At 65.9% G+C, this 20982-nt stretch carries 18 protein-coding genes; 8 read left to right on the plus strand and 10 right to left on the minus strand.

Features of this window, described 5'->3' with window-relative positions; all coding sequences use genetic code 11:
- Positions 1–29 precede the first annotated feature (29 nt).
- Positions 30–1868: a phosphogluconate dehydratase gene (gene edd / locus C404_RS34600; RefSeq protein ID WP_021193295.1), complete on the minus strand. Its 1839-nt coding sequence runs from the start codon at positions 1866–1868 to the stop codon at positions 30–32.
- 367 nt (positions 1869–2235) lie between these two features.
- Here edd and zwf point away from each other — a divergent pair, with 367 nt between their 5' ends.
- From zwf to C404_RS0129560, 4 genes are all read left to right on the plus strand, one after another.
- Positions 2236–3705 (plus strand): glucose-6-phosphate dehydrogenase, encoded by a 1470-nt coding sequence (zwf, locus tag C404_RS34605; RefSeq protein WP_021193296.1) that lies wholly within the window; start codon positions 2236–2238, stop codon positions 3703–3705.
- The gene (gene pgl / locus C404_RS34610) at positions 3705–4409 is read left to right on the plus strand and encodes a 6-phosphogluconolactonase (protein ID WP_021193297.1); all 705 of its coding nucleotides are present in this window, start codon (positions 3705–3707) and stop codon (positions 4407–4409) included. The genes zwf and pgl overlap by 1 nt, the downstream gene beginning before the upstream one ends.
- On the plus strand, positions 4390–5469 hold the full coding sequence (locus C404_RS34615) for a glucokinase (RefSeq protein WP_031328843.1): 1080 nt from the start codon (positions 4390–4392) through the stop codon (positions 5467–5469). Before pgl ends, C404_RS34615 begins: the two co-directional genes overlap by 20 nt.
- Positions 5470–5582: 113 nt before the next feature.
- A complete protein-coding gene (locus tag C404_RS0129560; RefSeq protein WP_021193299.1) occupies positions 5583–5957 on the plus strand; it encodes a CzcE family metal-binding protein in 375 nt (124 codons plus the stop codon).
- Here C404_RS0129560 and C404_RS34620 read toward each other — a convergent pair.
- Positions 5942–6799: a MurR/RpiR family transcriptional regulator gene (locus C404_RS34620; protein WP_021193300.1), complete on the minus strand. Its 858-nt coding sequence runs from the start codon at positions 6797–6799 to the stop codon at positions 5942–5944. The genes C404_RS0129560 and C404_RS34620 overlap by 16 nt on opposite strands.
- A gap of 206 nt (positions 6800–7005) precedes the next feature.
- On the opposite strand from C404_RS34620, the gene C404_RS34625 reads away from it, so the two are divergent.
- Positions 7006–8730 carry a S53 family peptidase gene (locus C404_RS34625; RefSeq protein WP_031328845.1) on the plus strand — a complete coding sequence of 575 codons (1725 nt, stop codon included), beginning with the start codon at positions 7006–7008 and terminating at the stop codon, positions 8728–8730.
- A gap of 45 nt (positions 8731–8775) precedes the next feature.
- On the opposite strand, the gene C404_RS34630 is transcribed toward C404_RS34625, so the two are convergent.
- From C404_RS34630 to C404_RS34660, 7 genes are all read right to left on the minus strand, one after another.
- On the minus strand, positions 8776–9309 hold the full coding sequence (locus C404_RS34630; protein WP_080981307.1) for a MarR family winged helix-turn-helix transcriptional regulator: 534 nt from the start codon (positions 9307–9309) through the stop codon (positions 8776–8778).
- 36 nt (positions 9310–9345) lie between these two features.
- Complete coding sequence (locus C404_RS34635; protein WP_137884689.1) at positions 9346–10230, minus strand: alpha/beta hydrolase; 885 nt, start codon at positions 10228–10230, stop codon at positions 9346–9348.
- Complete coding sequence (locus C404_RS34640; protein WP_197495075.1) at positions 10220–10921, minus strand: ABC transporter ATP-binding protein; 702 nt, start codon at positions 10919–10921, stop codon at positions 10220–10222. Before C404_RS34640 ends, C404_RS34635 begins: the two co-directional genes overlap by 11 nt.
- A 10-nt stretch (positions 10922–10931) precedes the next feature.
- Complete coding sequence (locus tag C404_RS34645; protein WP_021193305.1) at positions 10932–11720, minus strand: ABC transporter ATP-binding protein; 789 nt, start codon at positions 11718–11720, stop codon at positions 10932–10934.
- Positions 11717–12607 (minus strand): branched-chain amino acid ABC transporter permease, encoded by an 891-nt coding sequence (locus C404_RS34650; protein ID WP_232317453.1) that lies wholly within the window; start codon positions 12605–12607, stop codon positions 11717–11719. The genes C404_RS34645 and C404_RS34650 overlap by 4 nt, the downstream gene beginning before the upstream one ends.
- Positions 12608–12731: 124 nt before the next feature.
- Positions 12732–13652: a branched-chain amino acid ABC transporter permease gene (locus C404_RS34655; protein WP_152524410.1), complete on the minus strand. Its 921-nt coding sequence runs from the start codon at positions 13650–13652 to the stop codon at positions 12732–12734.
- A gap of 101 nt (positions 13653–13753) precedes the next feature.
- Complete coding sequence (locus C404_RS34660; RefSeq protein WP_021193308.1) at positions 13754–14920, minus strand: ABC transporter substrate-binding protein; 1167 nt, start codon at positions 14918–14920, stop codon at positions 13754–13756.
- 517 nt (positions 14921–15437) lie between these two features.
- Between C404_RS34660 and C404_RS34665 the strand changes: the two genes are divergently transcribed.
- The 3 genes from C404_RS34665 (at position 15438) to C404_RS34675 (ending at position 19124) form a co-directional block, all read left to right on the plus strand.
- Positions 15438–16181 carry a response regulator transcription factor gene (locus C404_RS34665; protein WP_021193309.1) on the plus strand — a complete coding sequence of 248 codons (744 nt, stop codon included), beginning with the start codon at positions 15438–15440 and terminating at the stop codon, positions 16179–16181.
- A 3-nt stretch (positions 16182–16184) separates the two neighbouring features.
- Positions 16185–17501, plus strand: coding sequence for a sensor histidine kinase (locus tag C404_RS34670; RefSeq protein ID WP_021193310.1), 1317 nt, complete (start codon positions 16185–16187; stop codon positions 17499–17501).
- Between the two features lie 150 nt (positions 17502–17651).
- Entirely contained in the window at positions 17652–19124 is a 1473-nt protein-coding gene (locus tag C404_RS34675) for a DegQ family serine endoprotease (protein ID WP_021193311.1), read from the plus strand.
- A gap of 440 nt (positions 19125–19564) precedes the next feature.
- Here C404_RS34675 and C404_RS34680 read toward each other — a convergent pair whose 3' ends face one another.
- Positions 19565–20884, minus strand: coding sequence for a 2-hydroxycarboxylate transporter family protein (locus tag C404_RS34680; protein ID WP_021193313.1), 1320 nt, complete (start codon positions 20882–20884; stop codon positions 19565–19567).
- Positions 20885–20982 lie beyond the last annotated feature (98 nt).

Below are 20982 nucleotides of genomic sequence, written 5' to 3' on the forward strand. Positions count from 1 at the left end.
GCATCGCGCCCGCACACATTGACATCAACTCACGCGCCCGCTGACACAAACAGCGTGCAGGCGCCTTCTTCCGCCGCCGATACGTTGCGGCGGAAGCCCGAGAACAAGTCCCGCCCAACACCCGCGTGGTAGTGCGCCAGGTCTGGCGTCGTGACCTGGCGGGCATTCCATTCCGCCTCCGGCACACGCACTTGCAGCGTGCCGGCTTCGGCATCCAGCACGACGACATCGCCATCGCGCACACGCGCCAGCGGCCCACCGTTAAGCGCTTCCGGCGTGATGTGGATGGCGGCCGGCACTTTGCCCGACGCGCCCGACATGCGCCCGTCCGTGACCAGCGCCACCTTGAAGCCGCGCTCCTGCAGCACCGACAGCGTGGGCGTGAGCTTGTGCAGCTCGGGCATGCCATTGGCGGCCGGGCCCTGGTACGGCAGCACGGCGATGAAGTCGCGTTCCAGCTCGCCGGCCTTGAAGGCGTGGATCAGATCATCCTGCGCAAGGAACACGCGCGCCGGGGCTTCCACAAAGCGATGCTCCGGCTTGACCGCCGACACCTTGATCACCGAGCGCCCGAGGTTGCCGTCCAGCACGCGCAGGCCGCCATCTGCCGAGAACGGCTCGGCCACGCCGCGCACGATGTTGGTGTCGAGCGACGCTGCCGCACCGTCGCGCCACACCAGCGTGCCGCCTTCCAGGAAGGGCTCTTGCGCATGACGGCGCAGACCCTTGCCCATGACGGTGGTCACATCGTCGTGCAGCAGGCCGGCGTCGATCAGCTCGCGAATCACGATCGACAAACCGCCCGCCGCCTGGAATTCGTTCACATCGGCCTTGCCGTTCGGGTACACGCGCGCCAACAGTGGAATGACGCCCGACAGATCGTTGAAGTCATCCCACGTGAGCAAAATGCCTGCCGCACGTGCCATGGCAATCAGATGCAGCGTGTGGTTGGTCGAGCCGCCCGTCGCCAGCAGGCCGACGATGCCATTGACGAAGGCGCGCTCGTCCAGCACATCGGCAATCGGTGTGAACTGTTCGCCGCCGTACACGAGCTTGAGCACCTGGCGGGCGGACTCGCGTGTGAGTGCTTCGCGCATCGGCGTGCCCGGGTTGATGAAGGCGGTGCCCGGCAGGTGCAGGCCCATGACCTCCATCAGCATCTGGTTGGAGTTGGCGGTGCCGTAGAACGTGCAGGTGCCGGCGCCGTGGTACGACTTGGATTCCGCTTCCAGCAGGTCAGCGCGCGAGAGTTTGCCCTCGGCGTAGCGCTGGCGTGTTTGGGCCTTCTCGTCGTTGCTCATGCCGGTGGTCATCGGGCCGGCCGGCACAAAGATGGCCGGCAGATGGCCGAACGACAGCGCGCCAATGACGAGCCCCGGCACGATCTTGTCGCACACCCCCAGGTACAGCGCCGCATCGAACATCTGGTGCGACAGCGCCACAGCGGTCGACAGCGCAATCGTGTCGCGCGAGAACAGCGACAGCTCCATGCCGTCCTGCCCCTGCGTCACGCCATCGCACATGGCCGGTACGCCGCCGGCATATTGCGCGGTGCCGCCGGCTTCCAGTGCAGTTTCCTTGATCCACGCCGGAAACGCTTCCAGCGGTTGGTGCGCCGACAGCATGTCGTTGTACGCCGAGACGATGCCGATGTTGGGCCGCTCCAGCGCCTTCAGGCGGATCTTCGCCTCGCCCGGCATGGCAGCAAAGCCGTGGGCGAGGTTCGTGCACGACAGCAGCGAGCGCTCGACCTTGCGGCCGATGTTCTTGCGCGTGACATCCAGGTAGGCCTGACGGGGGCCGCGGCTGCGGTCGATGATGCGCTGGGTGACGTCGGCCACAACGTTGTGCAGGCGGTGCGGGGCCATACGGGTTCTCCTGGTGGGGGTCCGGGGTGGGACGGAATGCTGTAATTTTCCTACAAACGGGCCGTTCGTGGTGCAGGGTTTTCCACAGGTGCCGGTTGTGTTCTGGCGCCTGAGCACGCGAATTGCGTGCCCGAAGAGGCGCCAATATGCTAGCTGTGCGGCATTTCCGGCAGATTGCGGTTGACCGGAAAACAGTGCCGGGGGCGGCCGCAACAACGCCTTGCCGGTGATGTAGTAATACTACAGAATGGGCGAGAAAAGCACGTTGCCCCGCTAGCCGCCACAAAACGCGCTCACAATGAATCGGCGCGATTCCTGCGCGTTTTCTAGGCTAGCCTAATCAGTGGCTCACACACAGGAGATGACGATGTCGGTGCCCGCATTCGACATGGTGTTGTTTGGCGGTACGGGCGATCTGGCCCGCCGTAAGCTGATTCCGGCCTTGTTCGATGCGCACCAGGGCGGCGAACTGCACCCGCGCGGGCGGATCTTCGCCATCGGCACCCAACCGCTGGAAACCGCGGGCTACCTGGCCTTGCTGGAGCGTGAAACGCGGCCGACCATGCGCCTGTACTCCGGCGCACCCGTGTCGGACGACGCCTGGGAGTCGTTCGCCAAGCGCATCGTCTATCAGCAGGTCGATGCCCGCAAACCGGAACATTTCGACGGGCTGGCCGCTGCACTGGGCGAGGATCGTGCGCCCGTGACGGTGTGCTACCTGGCCACCGCGCCTGGCATCTTCATCGACATCTGCGCGCAGCTCGCCCGCGTTGGCCTGAATACGCCCAACGTGCGGCTCGTGCTGGAAAAGCCGCTGGGCACCGATCTCGCGTCGAACGAGCGCATCAACTCCGCCGTGGCCGAGTTCTTTGCTGAAGAGCAGATCTACCGGATCGACCACTACCTCGGGAAAGAGTCCGTCCAGAACCTGATGGCCATCCGCTTCGGCAATGCGCTGTTCGAGCCGCTGTGGCGCCGCGAGTGGATCAAGGATGTGCAGATCACCATTGCCGAGCAGCTCGGCGTGGAAAAGCGCGGCGACTTCTATGACGGTGTCGGCGCGCTGCGCGACATGGTGCAGAACCACCTACTGCAGCTGCTGTGTATCGTCGCCATGGAGCCGCCGTCGAGCCTGTCGCAAGACGCCATCCGCGACGAGAAGCTCAAGATCCTCAAGGCGCTCAAGCCGATCCCCCTGCAGGAAGTGCCCGAGAAGACCGTGCGCGGCCAGTATCTGGAAGGGGCCATCGCCGGGCAGCCGGTGCAGGGCTATTTGCACGAGCAGGGCATTCCGCCGGACAGCCGCACCGAAACGTTTGTCGCCATCAAGGCCGAGATTGCCAACTGGCGCTGGGCCGGCGTGCCGTTCTACCTGCGCACCGGCAAGCGCATGCCGCAGCGGCTGGCAGAGATCGTGGTGCGCTTTCATGACGTGCCGCACGCGTTGTTTCCGAAGCCGCTGATCCAGTTTCCCGAAAACCGTCTCGTGATTCGCCTGCAGCCCGAAGAAAGCATCCGCCTGCAGTTCCTGACCAAGACGCCGGGTGCGGCGCTGGGCCTGCAGCCTTCCACGCTGGATCTGGACTTCACCAACCACGGCGGCGTGCGCCATGCCGGTGCGTATGAGCGTCTGCTGATGGATGCCGTCAACGGCAAGCTGGGCCTGTTCGTGCGTCGTGACGAGCAAGCCGAGGCGTGGCGCTGGGTCGAGCCCATCATTGAAGCGTGGAATGAGGCACGTACGCCACCCAAGGGCTATACGGCGGGCAGCTGGGGGCCGGCTGCGTCGAGCGCACTGCTCTCGCGCGATGCCGCCGCCTGGCACGAGGAGATGTGATGACGATGCAGTGGCACGTCTCGTCGGATGCGTCAGCGCAAGTCGCGTCGCTGGCGGATGCCATCGCTGGTGCGCTGACGCGTTTGATCGACGCGCAGGGCAGTGCTTGCCTAGCCGTATCCGGCGGGCGCTCGCCCATCGCCTTGTTTGCCGCGCTGCGTGTACTGCCGCTGCGCTGGGCCGATGTGTCGATCACGCTGGTCGACGAGCGCGCCGTGCCGCCCGAGCATGCCGACAGCAACGCGCGCCTGGTACGCGAGCATCTGCTGCAGGACGGTGCTGCTGCCGCGCGTTTCTTTCCGCTGGTGCTGTCCGCACACGTGCATGGCGATTCCGTGGATGTGGATGCATGTGTGGCCACCGCCAACGATCCGTTTCAGCAACCCGACGTCGTGATCCTCGGCATGGGGGACGACGGCCATACGGCATCGCTGTTTCCCGATGCAGCAGAACTGGACGAGGGCATCGACCGCAAGCATGCGCCTGCGTATTTGCCGGTGCGCCCGGGTGTGGCGCCGCATCGGCGCATCAGCTTGAACCTGTCGGCGCTGTGCGCGGCGCGGCAGTTGTTCCTGTCGATCACGGGGCCGGTCAAGCGCACGGTATTCGACGAGGCTGCACAGGGCGCGACACAGCGCGCGCTGCCGGTGAGCTACGTCATTCATCAGCGGGAGGTACCGCTCGATGTCTATTGGACTGCATGAAGTGAGCGCGGGCACTGAGGCCGACCGATTGGCCCACACGCTGGCCTACCCGCGCCTGGTGGCCGACGTGGGCGGCACCAACGTGCGCTTTGCGCTGGAGATGGCGCCCATGCGCCTCGCCCACATCGGCGTGCTGGCCGGTGACGACTACCCTTCGCTCGAAGCGGCCATGCGCGCGTATCTTGCGGCGCTACCGCGTGAGATTGCGGCCACGGGTGTCAGGCATGCCGCCATTGGCATCGCCAACCCGGTGCTGGGTGACCAGATTCGCATGACCAATCGCGACTGGGCGTTTTCCATTGAAGCGATGCGGCAGTCGTTGGGCTTCGACACCTTTGTCGTACTCAATGACTTTGCCGCGCTGGCCCACGCGCTGCCGTACTTGCCGGCGGACGAGCTGGAGCAGGTGGGCGGTGGTGCGGGCCTGACCGATGCGCCGCGCGCGCTGCTGGGCGCTGGCACGGGCCTGGGCGTGGCGTCATTGCTGCCCACGCCGGATGGTCGCTCGGGTGTGCGTTATATCGCCGTGGCGGGTGAGGGCGGCCACGTCGCCTTCCCGCCAATGAACGACGAGGAAGTCGCGATCTGGAAATTCGCGCGTGACCGCTTTGGTCACGTGTCGGCCGAGCGCCTGATTTCAGGTATGGGGCTGGAGCTGATCTACGAAGCGCTGGGCGCATGCTTTGACCTCTGGCAGCAAGGCCCCGCCGTGCGCCGCGCCGCAGACATCACCGCAATCGCCCTCGGCGAGATAGAAGACAACCTGGGCGATCATGCCCGCTGCCGCTATGCGGTCGACACGTTCTGCGCGTTCCTGGGCACCATCGCGGCCAACTTGGCCGTCACGCTCGGTGCGCGGGGCGGTGTGTATATCGGCGGCGGCATCGTGCCGCGCTTGGGGCCGACCTTTGCCAACTCGCCGTTCCGTCGGCGTTTTGAAGACAAGGGGCGTTTCTCGGCCTATGTGGCATCAATGCCGGTGTATGTGATTCACTCGCCGTACCCCGCGCTCATCGGCCTGTGCGCGGCGATGGACCACGCGGTCGCACAAGGGCATTGATCGCGCCTGGTGTGGGTGCGGTAGATGATGCGTTTGTCATCTGCGCGCCACGTTCGCGTTGGGGGCCGCCGTCTACGCTGACCCTGTCTCTGACACGACGACAGGAGTTTGCGATGACCTTCTCTGCTGCCTTTGTATTGCCCGCCGCGCTTTCGCTTGCGGCGTTTCTCAGTGCCAGTCCGGCGTTGGCCGTCACGCAGATGACGGTGCAGGAAGCCGCTCGGCCGGGCGCTTACGCCTATCTGTTCGGCGCGCCCGCGGATGCGAAGACGGCAACGCGCGCGATCGAGTTGCGCGGGCAGCGTGTTGTGCGTGTGGCTTCGGGGGAGACGGTGGCGTTCAGCAGCGGCACGCGTATCGGCGCATGGCATTTCACGCCGCGCGCCGACAGCACGACGGTGGCACTCAGCGAACTGTTGCCCGCCATGCCCGGCGGTGCGCAGGTAACTGTGCTGATCGAGCGCAGTCCGATCTACTCCGGCAACTGACGGTCTTGCGGAATGGCACTGCCCTTGCGCAGCGCCACTTCCAGCACCAGCGCATCGAGCAGCGCCAGGTGCAGCAGCCGCGCGACCATGGAGCGGTCGGCCACGTCGGCGACCACGTCGGCGGGTAGTACCACATCAGCCAGCGCGGCCAGTGCGCTGTCGGGCGCCGTCACGGCAATCACGTGCACACCCAGTTCACGCACGCGTTCCACGGCCGTCTGCAATTCGGGCAGCGCGCCCGACTTGGAAATGGCGATCACCACGTCACCCGCCTGCAGCACGTTCAACGACATCGACACGAGGTACGGATCGCTGTACGCATTGGCGGGAATGCCGTAGCGGAAGAACTTGGTCTGCGCATCGGCCGCCACCACGCCGGAACTGCCGAAGCCGTACAGGTCGATGCGGTGGGCAGCGTCGACCAGTGCAACGGCGGCTTCCAGCGCGTGTGGGTCGAGCCGGTCCTGCAAGGCGGCGAGTGCGTCGATGGTGTTCTGCAGCACGCGCGTGCCCGGCGGCGGTGCGGCGCGTTCCGGCGCGGCACCGCGTGCGCCGTCGTGCGCCACATCGCCGAGGTTGCCTTGGGCCAGCCGCAGCTTGAAATCCGACAGGCCGTGACAGCCCATCGAACGGCAGAAGCGGATCACCGTCGGCTGACTGACGCCGGCCTCACGCGCGATGGCTGCCACGGGCAGGCTCAGCACCGTGCCCGGCTGGCGCAGCACCCAGTCGGCCACTTGGCGCTCCGCTGGCGACAGCGATGCACGTGCCGCGCGGATGCGCTCGCGCAAGTCGGTCGAAGTGTTGGCGGGGCCGGGGGAAGTGGCTGGCAGGGCGCTCATCTGCGCGCGGGTGTCGGGTGGTTGATCGCGTCACGATAAAGGCAAGCGCTGCCTTGCGCAACCGCCTGCTTAGGTGTGGATGGCTCCGCCTGCAACTGTATGTTTTTGCACTGTTGCAGGGGCGAGGTGGTGGATACGGTGAACGACGCCACGGGCGCCACAAGCGCGGTGGCTCCACAACGTCGTACTCCTAAAAGGGACATCCGATGAACCGTACTGCCACCCCCATGCAGCATCTTTCCTCCCTATGCCGTCACCTGGCCCGCGCATGGCCGCTGGTGCTGGCGGCTGGGTCCGTGCATGCCGCCACGGATTGGGTCGACACCCACACCAAGGCCTTCGTTACGGGCCCCCAGCTCATGGCGCGCGGTGCCGCCAACGAGGTCGCACCCGGACAGACCACCGATGTGCTGATCAGCCTCACGCCGCGCAACGAAGCCAAGCTCAAGGCGCTCGCGCACGACGTGAACAATCCGCGCAGCGTGCACTATCGCCAGTACCTCACGAGCGCACAGTTCCTGGCTGACCATGCGCCCACCCAGGCGCAGGTCGATGCGGTGGTGAGCTATCTGCGCCAGAACGGCTTCATCGACATCGAGGTCGCGCCCAACCGGCTGCTGGTGTCGGCACGCGGTACGGCGGGCACGGTCAAGACCGCATTCAATACGCCGCTGGTGCACTACCAGTTTGCGGGCCGCAGCGGTTTTGCCAATAGCGGCAAGGCTCAGGTGCCGCGTGCGCTGGGCGGCATCGTTGGCTCCGTGCTGGGTCTGCAGAACGTGACGCGCGCCCGCCCGCTGTTGCACGTGGGCGACGTGGCAGAAGCCCGCACGCTGGCTGCGGGCACCGCCACCGGCCACTATCCGAAGGAATTCCCGGCCTTGTACGGCGCTACCGGCGTGCCGACGGCCAGCGGCACCACCATCGGCATCATCACCATTGGCGGTGTGTCGCAAACGCTGCGTGACTTGCGCACCTTCACCAGCAGCAATGGTTACGCCACCGTTTCCACGCAAACCATCAAGACCAACGGCACCAGCGGCAACTACGCCGACGACCAGGACGGCCAGGGCGAGTGGAACCTCGATAGCCAATCCATCGTGGGTGCGGCAGGCGGCGCAGTCGGCAAGCTGGCCTTCTACATGGCGGATCTGAACGCGCCGGGCAACACGGGCCTGACCAAGGCGTTCAACAAGGCGGTGACGGACAACACGGCCAAGATCATCAACGTGTCGCTCGGCTGGTGCGAGAACGACGCCAACGCCGACGGCACGCTCAACGCTGAAGAGGCCATCTTCACCACGGCCGCCGCGCAGGGGCAGACGTTCTCCGTCTCCTCCGGTGACGAGGGGGTGTACGAGTGCAACAACCGTGGCTATCCGGATGGTGGCAACTACAGCGTGTCGTGGCCGGCATCGTCGCCGCACGTGCTGGCCATTGGCGGCACGACGCTCTACACCAGTGGTTCGAGCTTCGCCAGCGAAACCGTGTGGAACGAAGGCCTGGATGGCAACGGCAAGCTGTGGGCTACTGGCGGCGGCATCAGCCAGATCCTGCCCGCGCCTGCCTGGCAGGGCGGCAACGCCCGCCTGCTGCCCGACGTGTCGTTCGATGCCGCGCAAAGTACTGGCGCCTACATCTACAACTACGGGCAACTGCAGCAGATTGGCGGCACCAGCCTGTCGTCGCCGATCTTCGTGGGCTTCTGGGCGCGCCTGCTGGCGGCCAACGGCAACTTGGGCTTCCCAGCTGCGCGGTTGTACAGCGCCATTCCGGCCAATGCCTCGCTGCTGCAGTACGACGTGGTGTCGGGCAACAACGGCTATCAGGGTTACGGCTACAACGCGGCCCAGGGCTGGGACTACCCGACGGGTTGGGGCAGCCTGAACATCGGTGCGTTGAACCAGCTCATCCGGTCGGGCGGGTTCTGATCGCTACGTGGGCGTGGTTGGCTAGCGGCCGGCAAGGGGCGGCCGCTAGCGCCCAGGCGATTCGCCCAGGTGGCGCTTGAGCTTGCCGAGCAGGTCGGCGAGCTGGCCCTGCTCTTCGCCGCTCAGGCCGTCGAACAGGGCGATCACCCACTGCTCGTGCAACGCCGCCATCTCCGCAAACTGGGTCTTGCCCTTGTCCGTCAGGCAGACCGTGTAGGCTCGCCGGTCGCGCGGGTCATCACGGCGCTCGATCAGGCCTTCTTCGACCAGGCGATCAGTGATGCCGGTCACGTTTCCGCCGGACACCATCAGCAGCCGCGACAGTTCGCGCATCTTCAGCCCTTGCGGATGGCGCTCAAGCTGCGCCATCAGGTCGAAGCGCGGCAGGGTGGTCTCGAAGCGGGTGCGCAGCTGGCTGCGCAGTTCCGTTTCGATCAGGCTGTGGCAGGTCAGCAGCCGCAACCACACGCGCAGCGCACCGTGGTTGCCGGCGGATGGGGGCTTCGAGTCGGGGCGGACGGCGCCGCCATGCTGCGGTTCCGTCTTGCCTTTGCGCCGGTTGCGTGGAGCGTTCACGATGTCTGCCAAGCGTTGTGCATGCTTGCCGGCGCGGTCCTACGCACGACAGACATCGATCAATTCCAGCGATGCCTCGAACAACGGTGACTGCGGTTGCGCGAAGGCTTCGCACAGGCTCAGGTGATCGTCCGCCGGCATGTCGACCGCACCGCGCCAGCCATCGGACCAGGCATCGGCAAGCAGCGCCAGTTGGCGTTTGAACTCGCTGCTTTCCCGGCCACCCACGGCGCCGATCAGCGGGGTGTTCGCCACCGGCATTTGGTGGATCGGGCTCAAGGTCGCAATGCGCTCCGGCGTGAAATGGAGGTCGTTGTGCAAGACCGGCACCTGCGCCAGCGGCGCAAGGTCGGCCAGCGGCGACAGCGCAATGCCGCCTGCCAGCAGCCGTGCCGGCAGGGCTGCATCCAACGCAGGCCAGTCGGTCGCAATGGCCATGCACGTCAGGTGCCCGCCCGCCGAGTGGCCCGACACGACCATGCGGCGGCGATCGATGCCGTAGGTGTCTGCCTGGCTGTACAGCCAGGCGATGGCCCGACGCGTTTGGTCGACGATGGTCTCCAGCGTCGTGGCCGGAGCCAGGCCGTAGTTGACGACGGCCACGGACACGCCGCGCTGCACGTAAGCGGGAGCGACCCAGGCGAAATCGTCCTTGTGCAGGCGCCGCCAGAAGCCACCGTGCAGGAAGACCAGCAGGGGTGCGTTGTGCGTGGCCGGTGCGGCGCAGAACAGGTCGAGCTGTTCCGCTTCGCCCGGCCCGTATGGCAGGTTGTAGTGACCGGGCAGCCGGTTCGGCCCGTCGCGCAGCGCGCGGGAGCGCTCGGTCCACGACGACAGGGTCGATGCAAAGGCCGGCACGAAGGCCGAGACATCGTATTCGCGCGCCAGGTCCACCGCCGGCGCATGCATCGGTTCAGACGCCAAGATAGCGCTCCCACAGGTCGGGCTGCGCCGCCAGGCGGGCGTTGTCGCCCGTCCACGGCACGTGGCCTTTTTCAATGAAGACGTGGTGGTCGGCCACGCGCTGGATTTCCTTCAGGTACTTGTCGATCACTAGGATGGTTTGGCCGGCGGCCTTCAGGCGGGCCAGCACGTTCCAGATCTCGCGGCGGATCAGTGGCGAGATGCCCTCGGTCGCCTCGTCCAGGATCAGCAGATGCGGGTTGGTCATCAATGCACGGCCGATGGCCAGCATCTGCTGCTCGCCGCCGGACAATTCGTTGCCCATGTTGTCGCTGCGCTCTTTCAGGCGCGGGAACAGGGCGTGGATGCGGTCGAGGTTCCAAGGGTCTGCACTACCGCTGCGGTTGCCGGCAAAGGCGGCGAGGTTTTCGCGCACAGTCAGGTTCGGAAAGATCTGCCGGCCTTCCGGCACCAGCGCAATACCCATCTGCGCGATGCGTTCGGTGGAGCGGCCGTTGATGCGCTCGCCGCGGAAGCGGATCTCGCCGCGCCAGGCGGGCAGCAGGTTGAACAGCACCTTGAGCGTGGTGGTCTTGCCCATGCCGTTGCGGCCGAGCAGGGTAGTTACCTGGCCGGCGCGCAGTTCGAAATCCATGCCGAACAGCACCTGGCTCTGGCCGTAGCCGGATTCCACGTGTTCAAACGAAAGCAGGGCGCTCATCTCAGATCACTATCGTGTGGGTGGCAGGCGCCTCGTCGGCGGTGTCGCTGTCGTTGCCGAGGTAGGCCTGGATGACGGCCGGATTGGCACGGATGTCTGCCGGCGCACCCGTGGCGATGACGTGGCCGGCGACCAGCACCGAAATCCGGTCGGCCAGGCGGAACACCGCATCCATGTCGTGCTCGACCAGCACGATGGTGTACGTGCCGCGCAGCGCCTGAATCAAATCGGCCATGCGCTGGGATTCCTCCGGATCGGTACCGGCCATCGGCTCGTCCAGCAGCAGCACGGCCGGTTGGCAGGCCAGCGCCATGCCCAGTTCCAGCGCGCGCTGCTTGCCGTGCGAGAGCGTGCCGACCACGCGGTTCAGCGCATCGCTCAGTCCGACGACGTGGGCGATCTCCTGCGCGGCGGCGTCCAACTCCGATTCACCGGCCACCACGCCCAGCACGTCGAAGGAGTGGCCCGTGCGTGCCTGCGCGGCGAGCGCGAGGTTCTCGCGCACCGTCAGGCGGGCAAACAGCGTCGTGATCTGGTACGAGCGCGCGATGCCCGCCGCCACGCGCTGATGCACGCGCTGGCGCGTGACGTCGTTGCCGCGGAACAGGATGCGGCCGCTGTCGGAGGCCAGTTCGCCCGACAGTTGCGCCAACAGCGTGGTTTTGCCGGCGCCGTTCGGGCCGATCAGCGCATGGACCTCGCCGGCGGCGATTTCCAGACTGCAGTCGTTGGTGGCCGCCAGCCCACCAAAGCGCTTGAAGAGATGATCAACCTGCAGGATCGGGCTCACTGCGCACCTCCGCGGCGCAGCGCAGCGGCTATGCGGCCGCGCAGGCTCATGACGCCGTTGGGCGCCACCATCACGATCAACAGCAGCAGCGCGCCGAGCAGGAGGTTCCAGTGTTCGGTGTGCGAGGAGATGACCTCTTCCAGCAGCAGGAAGATGGCCGCGCCCGCAACGCCGCCCCAGAAATAGCCCGAGCCGCCCAGGATCACCATGACCATCAACAGGCCCGACTGGTGCCACGTGAGCGTATGCGGCGTGACGCCCAGGCTCAGGTTGGCCAGCAGTGCACCGGCCAGTCCTGCCAGCCCACCCGAGAGCGTGAAGGCCATCAGCTTGAGCCGGTAGACGGGGTAGCCGATGGCCGCCATGCGCCGTTCGTTCTCGCGGATGGCGACCAGCGCGCGGCCGAAGCGCGAGGCGACCAGGCGGTAGAGCAGGGCGAAGGCCAGCCCTGCGATGAAGAGGACGAAGTAGTAGAAGGCCACGTCGTCACCCAGCGACAGGCCGGGCACGTTCAGGCGGGTCGTCAACTGCAGGCCGTCGTCGCCGCCCAGCACCGGCAGCGACACCGTCAGCAGGTACAGCAACTGCGCAAAGGCCAGCGTGATCATGATGAAGTAGACGCCACTCGTGCGCAGGCTGGCCGCCCCGATCAGGAAGGCCGCCAGCGCGGCGACAGCCACGCCGGCCGGCACCGCCAGCCAGGCCGCCTGCACGCCCTGGTTCATCAGGAATGCCACGGTGTAGGCGCCGGTGCCGAGGAACGCCGCATGCCCGAGGCTGATCATGCCGCCGTACCCAAGCGCCAGATTGAGCGCACTGGCAGCCAGCGCCAGGATCAGGATGCGTGCGCCGAGCGTGATGTAGAAATCCGCGCCGATACCACGCATCAGCAGCGGGTACAGCGCCAGGCCGACCACCACGGCCAGCGCGGTCCAGCCGCCGGGCAGGCCGGCCGTCAGCGGTGTATCGGCGGGGCGCAGGTTCAGCAGAGACGGTTGTTGCGACATGCTCTTACCCCCGCGCCGGAAAGAGGCCCTTGGGCCGGAAGAACAGGATGCCCACCATCAGCAGGCTGACCAGCATGGAGGCGAGCGTGGCGCCGAGCGTGGCCGCCTCTGACACCGCAAGCGCCTTGAGCAGCGTGGTCATCACCAGCCGGCCCAGCGTGTCGATCATGCCCACCAGCAGGGCGCCTACCAGCGCGCCGCGCATCGACCCGATGCCGCCGATCACGATCACTTCGAAGGCCGGGATCAAGATCGATTCGCCCATGCCGATCGACACCGACAGCAGCGGCCCCAGCAGCGCCCCCGCCAGCGCACACAACGCGGCGCCCAGCGCAAAGACAAAGGTGAACAGCGGCTGGATGCGAACGCCCATGGTGGCCGCCATGGGCGGGTTGGAAGCGCCCGCCCGGATCCACATGCCGAGCCGCGTCTTGTTGACCAGCACATACAGCCCCACCGCCACCGCCACGCCCACGGCGATGATCACCAGGCGGTAGAGCGGGTACTGCAGATCGTCGCCCAGCAGATTGACGGAGCCCGAGAGGCTGTCGGGCATGCCGATCATCAGCGGTTGCGCGCCGAAGAGCATCTTCGTGGCCTCGTTGGCGATCAGGATCAGCGCAAAGGTGGCGAGCACCTGCGACAGATGCGGCATGCGCTGCAGCCGCTGGTAGAGCACCTTCTCCATCAGCGCGCCCAACAGCGCCGTGGCCACGATCGCCAGCAGCAGCGCGCCGAAGAAGTGGTGCACGAGCTGGTAGAACGCAGCCGCCAGGAAGGCGCCGATCATGTACAGCGAGCCATGGGCCAGGTTGATCAGGTCCATGATGCCGAACACGAGCGTCAGCCCGGCCGCCAGCAGGAACAGCATCAGCCCGTACTGCAGCCCGTTGAGGAATTGTTCAAGGATCAGTGCCAGCATGATGAAACCGCAGGGAAGCGCAGAGGCGTGAGGCCATCCAGGAGGGCCGCCCCGCGTGGCGCGAAGCGGCATCGGCATCGGTACAACGTCGGTGGTCCGCCCGCCTACTGCATCTTGCACTCGCCCACGTAGGTGTCGGCCAGCTTGTCGGCCACCTTGCCGATGTACTTGTTGCTGACGCTGCCGTCGGCGCTCTTCACGATCTCGCGCAGGTAGTAGGCCTGCTCCGGATAGTGGTTAGGGCCGAAGCGGTATTCGCCGCGCGTGGTGGGCGCCTTGACGGTTTCCAGGGCTTTGCGCAGCGCGGCCTTGTTGTCGAGCTTGCCGCCCACCTGCTTGACGGCTGCGTCGATCAGCAGGGCGGCGTCGTAGCCCTGCGATGCATACAGCGTCGGCAGGCGGCCATATTCCTTCTGGAAATCGGCAACGAACTGCTTGTTGGTGGGGTTGTCCATCTCGCGATACCAGTGCGAGGTGTTGTAGATGCCTTCCATGGCCGGGCCCACGGCCTTCACGACATCCTCGTCGGCGGAGAAGCCGGGCGCGTACAGCGGCGTCTTCTTGAGCAGGCCGGACTGCGCATATTGCTTGATGAAGTTCACGCCCATCGCGCCGGGCAGAAACACGTACAGCGCATCGGCATTGGCCGCGCGGATCTGCGCGATCTCGGCCGCGTAGTCGAGCTGGCCGAGCTTGGTCATGATCTCGTCGGCCACCGTGCCCTTGTAGTAGCGCTTCACGCCCGCCAGCGCGTCCTTGCCGCCCGGGTAGTTGGGCGCCAGCAGCACGGCCTTCTTGATGCCCTTGTCCTGCATGTACTTGCCCATCGCCTCGTGCAGGTTGTCGTTCTGCCAGGCCACGTTGAAGAAGTAAGGATTGCACTGCGCGCCCGCGTACTGGCTGGGCCCGGCGTTGGCCGAGACATAGAAGGTCTGCGCGTTGAAGAACGCCGGTCCCACGGCCAGCATGATGTTGGAGAAGACGATGCCGGTGCCGATGTCGACCTTGTCCTTCTTGATGAAGCGCTCGGCAATCTGCTTGCCCGTCTCGGGGTTCTGCGCGTCGTCGGCGATCAGCACGTCGGCCGGCAGGCCGCCCAGTTTCTTGTCCAGCCGCTTGAGCGCCAGGTTGAAGCCGTCCCGGATGTCGATGCCCAGGCTCGCGCCGGGGCCCGACAGCGTGGTCATCATGCCGATCTTGATGCCGTCGGCGGCCATGGCGCCCGCGGCCAATGTAGATAGCGCCGCGGCAAGAACGAGTGGCTTGAACATGGGGTCTCCTCGGTATTGGGGTGGATACGGCTTGGGGTGCTGCTGGCGGTGCGGCTCATGCGTGCGGCGCGAGATGAGGCGGGCGGTCGGCCGCATACCCTTCGCCTAGTGTGCGGGCTGGGGCGGGGCGCGTCCGGGTACGGTCGCACCAGGCTGCGCAGGGCCCGGCGGTGTGATGCCGGCTGCGAATGGTTTGAGTATCATTAATTTAGGTATGAACTATTTAAGCTGTCAATTGCCGCCGACTCGGGGTTTTCACGGCCCCTGCCGGTGCGGGAAGGCAGGCTTGTACGCCCTGCCACCCGTGTGCGATATGCGCAAAAAAGCGCATGGCGATTGGGTTTGCGCGGGATGCACACGGCGTTGTTGCGGCACGGCAAACGCCCGGCGGGCCGGGCGTAGACGGTGCGTCTCTTTCGGATGAAGGGGTAAACCAGAGGGGCCGTCGGGTCTTCATCAGGCAATCCCGATGGTGGGTCTTACAATGAGCCTTCCCCGGCTCATCATCTTTCTTGTCATGCGCGTACTGCTAGTCGAAGACGACGACATGATTGGCGACAGCGTGCGCAAGGGTTTGCGCCACGACGGTTTCGCCATCGATTGGGTGCGCGATGGCGACGCCGCCGTGCAGGCGGTCATCGCCCCTGGTGCTGCCGGCGCAGACCCCGGCACCTCCATGTTCGACCTGATGCTGCTTGACCTCGGCCTGCCCAAGCGTGACGGGCTGGAGGTGGTGCGCGAGGTGCGCCAGCGTGGCATCGCCATCCCCATCCTGATCCTGACCGCGCGCGACGCGGTGGCCGACCGTGTGGCCGGCCTCAACGCGGGGGCAGACGACTACCTCGTCAAGCCGTTCGACCTGCAGGAATTGGCTGCACGCATGCATGCCTTGCTGCGCCGCCAGGGCGGTCGTGCTGATCCGCTCATGCGCCATGGCGAGGTGCTGCTCAACCCCGTCACGCGCGAGGTGTTGCGCGCGGGTCTGCCGGTCAAGCTGTCGGGGCGCGAGTTTGCGGTGCTGCATGCACTGCTCGCGCGGCCGGGCAAGGTGTGGTCAATCGCACAGTTGCAGGACAACCTTTATGGCTGGGATGAAGAGGTCGGCAGCAACACGGTGGAGGTGTACATCCACGCGTTGCGCAAGAAGCTCGGCAGCCACTTCATCCAGAACATCCGTGGTGTGGGGTACGTCATTCCCCGCGAGACCTCAGTGTCGCCAGCGTCTCCTGTGGAACCAGCCGACGGCAAAGACCACCAATAGCACATGCAATCGATTCGAAAAACTCTGCTGTGGTGGCTGGCCGGCGGTCTGCTGGCGGCCATCGTCGTGGCGACCGGCCTGATCTACGCGCAGGCGCGCCAGGAAGCCAACGCATTGTTCGACTACCAGATGCAGCAGGTGGCCGCCGCGCTGCCGAGCCAGTGGATCGACCCGCCGCCGCCAGCACTGGCCGCCATCGCCGGGGACGACGATGTCGTGATCCGCATCTGGGACGACACCGGCCGCAGCCTCTACCTTTCGCACGCGCGTCCTGATTTGCCCGCCCGCGCGGCGCTCGGCTTCTCTGATGTACGCACGCCCGAGGGTCCGTGGCGGGTCTACAGCGTGGCCTATGGGCCGGCTGTTGTGCAGATCGCCCAGCCGTATAGCGCACGGCACGAAGTGGCCGCCCGCATGGCGCTGCGCACCGTGGCGCCGCTGCTGATCCTGCTGCCGCTGCTGGGCTGGATCGTGTGGCTGGCGGTGGGGCGCGGGCTGGCGCCGCTGGGCTCGGTCGCCAAGCAAGTGCAGGCGCGCGATGCCGCTGCGTTGTCGCCGCTGCCCACGCAGGGTTTGCCGGATGAGATTCGCCCGCTCACCAACGCGTTGAACGATCTGCTGGCCCGTCTGGGTGCGGCACTCGCGCATCAGCGTGCCTTCGTTGCGGATGCCGCGCATGCGCTGCGCACGCCGCTGGCCGCGCTCAAGCTGCAGCTGCAGGTGGCTGACCGTGCGCAGGATGAGGATGAGCGTCGCGCCGCGCATGCCGATCTGCATCGCGGCGTGGAGCGGATGATTCGCCTCGTGGGCCAGCTCCTGACGCTAGCGCGGCAGGAGCCCGGCGCGGCAGATACGCAGCGCGCGCCGGTTGCGCTCGATGCGGTGGCGGCTGATGTGGTGGCCGAGCTGTCGCCGGCGGCCATGCACAAGGGCATCGACCTCGGTATCGCCATGGAGTCGCAGCCCGCTTCAGTCACGGGCAACGGCGATGCGCTGCGCGTGCTGCTGGTCAACCTGGTCGACAACGCGCTCAACTACTGCCCGCGCGGCGCGCGGGTGGACGTATCGACGGGCCATGCGCCTGACGGCGGTGCACAGCTCGTGGTGGAAGACAACGGCCCCGGCATTCCCGCTGAAGAGCGCGAGCGTGTGCTCGACCGCTTCTACCGTCCCGCGCAGGCACCCACCGGCGGCAGCGGACTGGGTTTGGCGATCGTGCGCGAGATTGCACAGGGGCACGATGCCACGTTGGCGCTGGAGGAACGAGAGGGCGGCGGTTTGCGTGTGGTGCTGCGCTTTCCGTTCAAGGCGGCCGCCTAGCCGCTACCCTCCAGAAATACTTTGTTGCATGTGATGCCCGAGCATTTAAGTCTCGATTAAGTCTGCGTGCCTACGATGTTGGCAACCGATGGGCACGACAGGCGACCTTGTCAGTCGTGGCCCGCGTACCAAGCACGAGAGGACACGACAATGACGCGTCAAACCCTGACCCGCAGCGCGGTTGGTCTGGCCGCTGTGATGGCCGTTGCAGGTGGCTATGCCTATCTGCAGAAGGACATGATCTCGCATGCGGTGGCCGCACCGCTGGCGCCAGTGACTGCACAGGCTGCAGCGGGAGCCCCGATCGCGGTGGCTGCACCGATGGACTTCTCCGGCATCGTCGAGCGCTATGGTCCGGCGGTGGTCAACATCAGCACCACCGCGCATGCGCAACGCACCAGCATGCAAGGCCTGCCACCCGGCATGAGCCCGGACGACCCGTTTGCCGAATTCTTCAAGCGCTTCATGCCGCAGGTGCCGCAGCAGCGTGGCGACCAGATCGTGCGCGGGCTGGGTTCGGGCTTCATCGTCTCGGCCGATGGGCTGATCCTGACCAACGCCCACGTGGTGGATGGCGCGCAAGAGGTCAACGTCAAGCTGACCGACCGCCGCGAGTTCAAGGCCAAGGTGCTGGGCGTGGACAAGCAATCCGACGTGGCCGTGCTGCGTATCTCGGCCACCAACCTGCCCGTGGTGCAGATCGGCAACCCGGCCAACACCAAGGTGGGTGAGCCGGTGGCGGCCATCGGCTCGCCGTACGGTTTTGATAACACGGTCACGGCGGGCATCGTGAGCGCCAAGTCGCGTTCATTGCCAGACGATACGTATGTGCCCTTCATCCAGACGGATGTGGCCGTGAACCCCGGCAACTCGGGCGGCCCGCTGTTCAACGTGCGCGGCGAGGTGATCGGCATCAACTCGCAGATCTACAGCCAGACCGGCGGTTACCAGGGCCTGTCGTTTGCCATTCCGATTGATGTGGCGATGAAGGTGGAGCAGCAGCTCGTGTCCACCGGCAAGGTCACGCGCGGTCGCCTGGGCATTGCCGTGCAGGAGGTCAATCAGTCGCTGGCCGATTCCTTCAAGCTGCCCAAGCCTGAAGGTGCGCTCGTCAACTCGGTGGAGGCCGATGGCCCGGCCGCCAAGGCGGGCCTGCAAGCCGGTGACGTGATCTTGCAGATTAACGGTGCCCGCATCGACCACTCGGGCGACCTGCCGGAACAGGTTGCCGAGATCAAGCCAGGCACGACCGTGCCGATGCAAATCATCCGCCAGGGCAAGCCGACCACGCTGTCAGTCACCGTGGGTGCCGCCAAGGATGCGAAGGTGGCGGCCAACGAAAAGGCGACGCCTGACCAAGGCCGCCTGGGCCTGGCCGTGCGTCCGCTGCAACCGGAAGAGAAGCGTCAGAGCGGTCTGCCCGGCGGGCTGGTGGTGATGGATGCGACGGGGCCTGCGGCCAAGGTTGGTATTCAGCCGGGTGATGTGATTCTGTCGCTCAACGGTACGCCGGTGTCTTCTGCGCAGGAGCTGCGCACGCTGGTGGATCGCGCTGGCAAGCATGTTGCGCTGCTGGTGCAGCGGGACGATACGAAGATTTTCGTGCCGCTGGATTTGGGCTGAACCCACTCCCCAACACGCTTGAGACGCTTCTCCCCGGATGGCCGGTCTTGATGGACTGGCCATTTTCGTTGTTTGGTCAAAGGCTTGCCTTTCTTTCGCTCGATCGAAAGCAGCATGACAACCCGCGCCGGTACTGGCTGGATGACAAAGTGGCGCGGGTTCGGACGGGCCGCCATTTCCGCATATGGAACGGCCTCGAGGTCGGTCAGGGTGGGCTGTAGCTGTACCTATTTCTCTCTCGGGATGTCGCGTGTGGTTTTGGATTCGCTGTGCCCGGATGGCAACGCGCTCCGCAATGTCGCCATGGCCCTTCTTGATCAGCGCTTGCAGCAGGTGCGCGATGAGACCGCCCGTATGCGGTTCACGAGCCGCGCGGGTGGCCCGATGAAGAACTTCACAGCGGGCACGCCGCGCAAGCGTGGGTTTGGAATCCTTGCCCGTCAGTGCAGCACCTTGAGCAGAAGCGTTGCGCACACAATCATGGCCGCCCCGCCAATGCGCGTTGAAATCTGCGCGAACGGCATCAAGCCCATGCGGTTGGAGGCCAAGAGGATGGCCACATCGCCCGTGCCGCCCAGCCCGCTGTGGCACGCGGTGACGATGCCCGATTCCACCGGATACATCCCCAGCCATTTGCCGACGAAGAAGCCCGAGCCCACTAACGCCAGCACCGTCGCCGCGCAGATCGCAAAGTAGCCCGGCGTGAAGGCGGCCACCAGCTCCTTCCACGACACAAACAGTGCGCCCAGGCCGACCAGGATGGCGAACGTCAGGTTGGTCGAAACGAACCGGTACATCTGGTGGGCGCCCAGTTCCATCTTTTGCGGCAGCACCTTTGACACCTTCAGCAGCGCCGCGCTGATGATCATCAGGATCGGCCCCGGAATGCCCGTGAACTGCGCGAGCAGCGCGCCGAAGATGAAGAACGCGCAACTGATCATCAGCCCGGCGCCCATGAGGCTCAGGTTGATGGGCACATCGGTGTGGTTGCTGCTGAGAAGATCGGCATCTTTGCCGGATTTGACCAGATCGCCATTGCCGCTGAGGTGCGGGCGTTTCTCACCCAGCGTCTTGAGCACGCCGCTCGCCAGGATGGCGACCACGTTGCCGAGCAGCGCTGCTGGCACCAGCGTGGCGATCAGTTCCGCCTGCGGTCGACCCAAGATTTCTGAATAGCCGATCGACAGCGGCAGGATGCCTTCCCCAATGCCGCCCCCCACGATGGGGATGACGATGAAGAAGAACGTGTGCTTCGGGTCATAGCCGAAGAACAACCCGACGGTGATGCCCGCCACCACGGCCGCCAGCGTGCCCACCAGCAGTGGAATGAACATGCGCATGAACCCCTGCACCAGCACCCGGTGGCTCATGCCAAGAATGCTGCCTGCCACCAGGCACGCGATGTACAGATACTGCAGATTGGCCGTCTTCATGGTGATGGTCAGCGCCTTCATCATCTCCGGGTCGATCACCTTGTAGCCGACCAGTGCTGAGGGCACGAACAGGCACAGGATGGCTGCGCCGCCAATGTGTTTGAACACCGGCAGCCGCGCGCCGATCTCGCCCAGCAGGAAGCCGAGCAGCATGAGCACCGCCAAGCCGCCGATCATGTCGTTGGGCAGCTTCTTGTTGATCGCGGCCAGCACGGTGATGGCGGCGATCGTCACATACACGGGCAGCGGCAGCGGTCCGATCTTGGTGTCGACGAGCGTGCGCCATAGGCCGGTGCGCGTGTCTTGCGCCTGGATGGATGCTTCCATGGTTGTCTCCTGGTTTGACGCGCGGCGCGCCTCGTCTTGAGCGAGGTGGTGGAGCGCCGGTGCAATGTGTGAATGTTGAAGCGCGTGCCGGGCAAGCC

The organism is Ralstonia sp. AU12-08 (genome assembly GCF_000442475.1).
GTDB lineage: Bacteria > Pseudomonadota > Gammaproteobacteria > Burkholderiales > Burkholderiaceae > Ralstonia > Ralstonia insidiosa.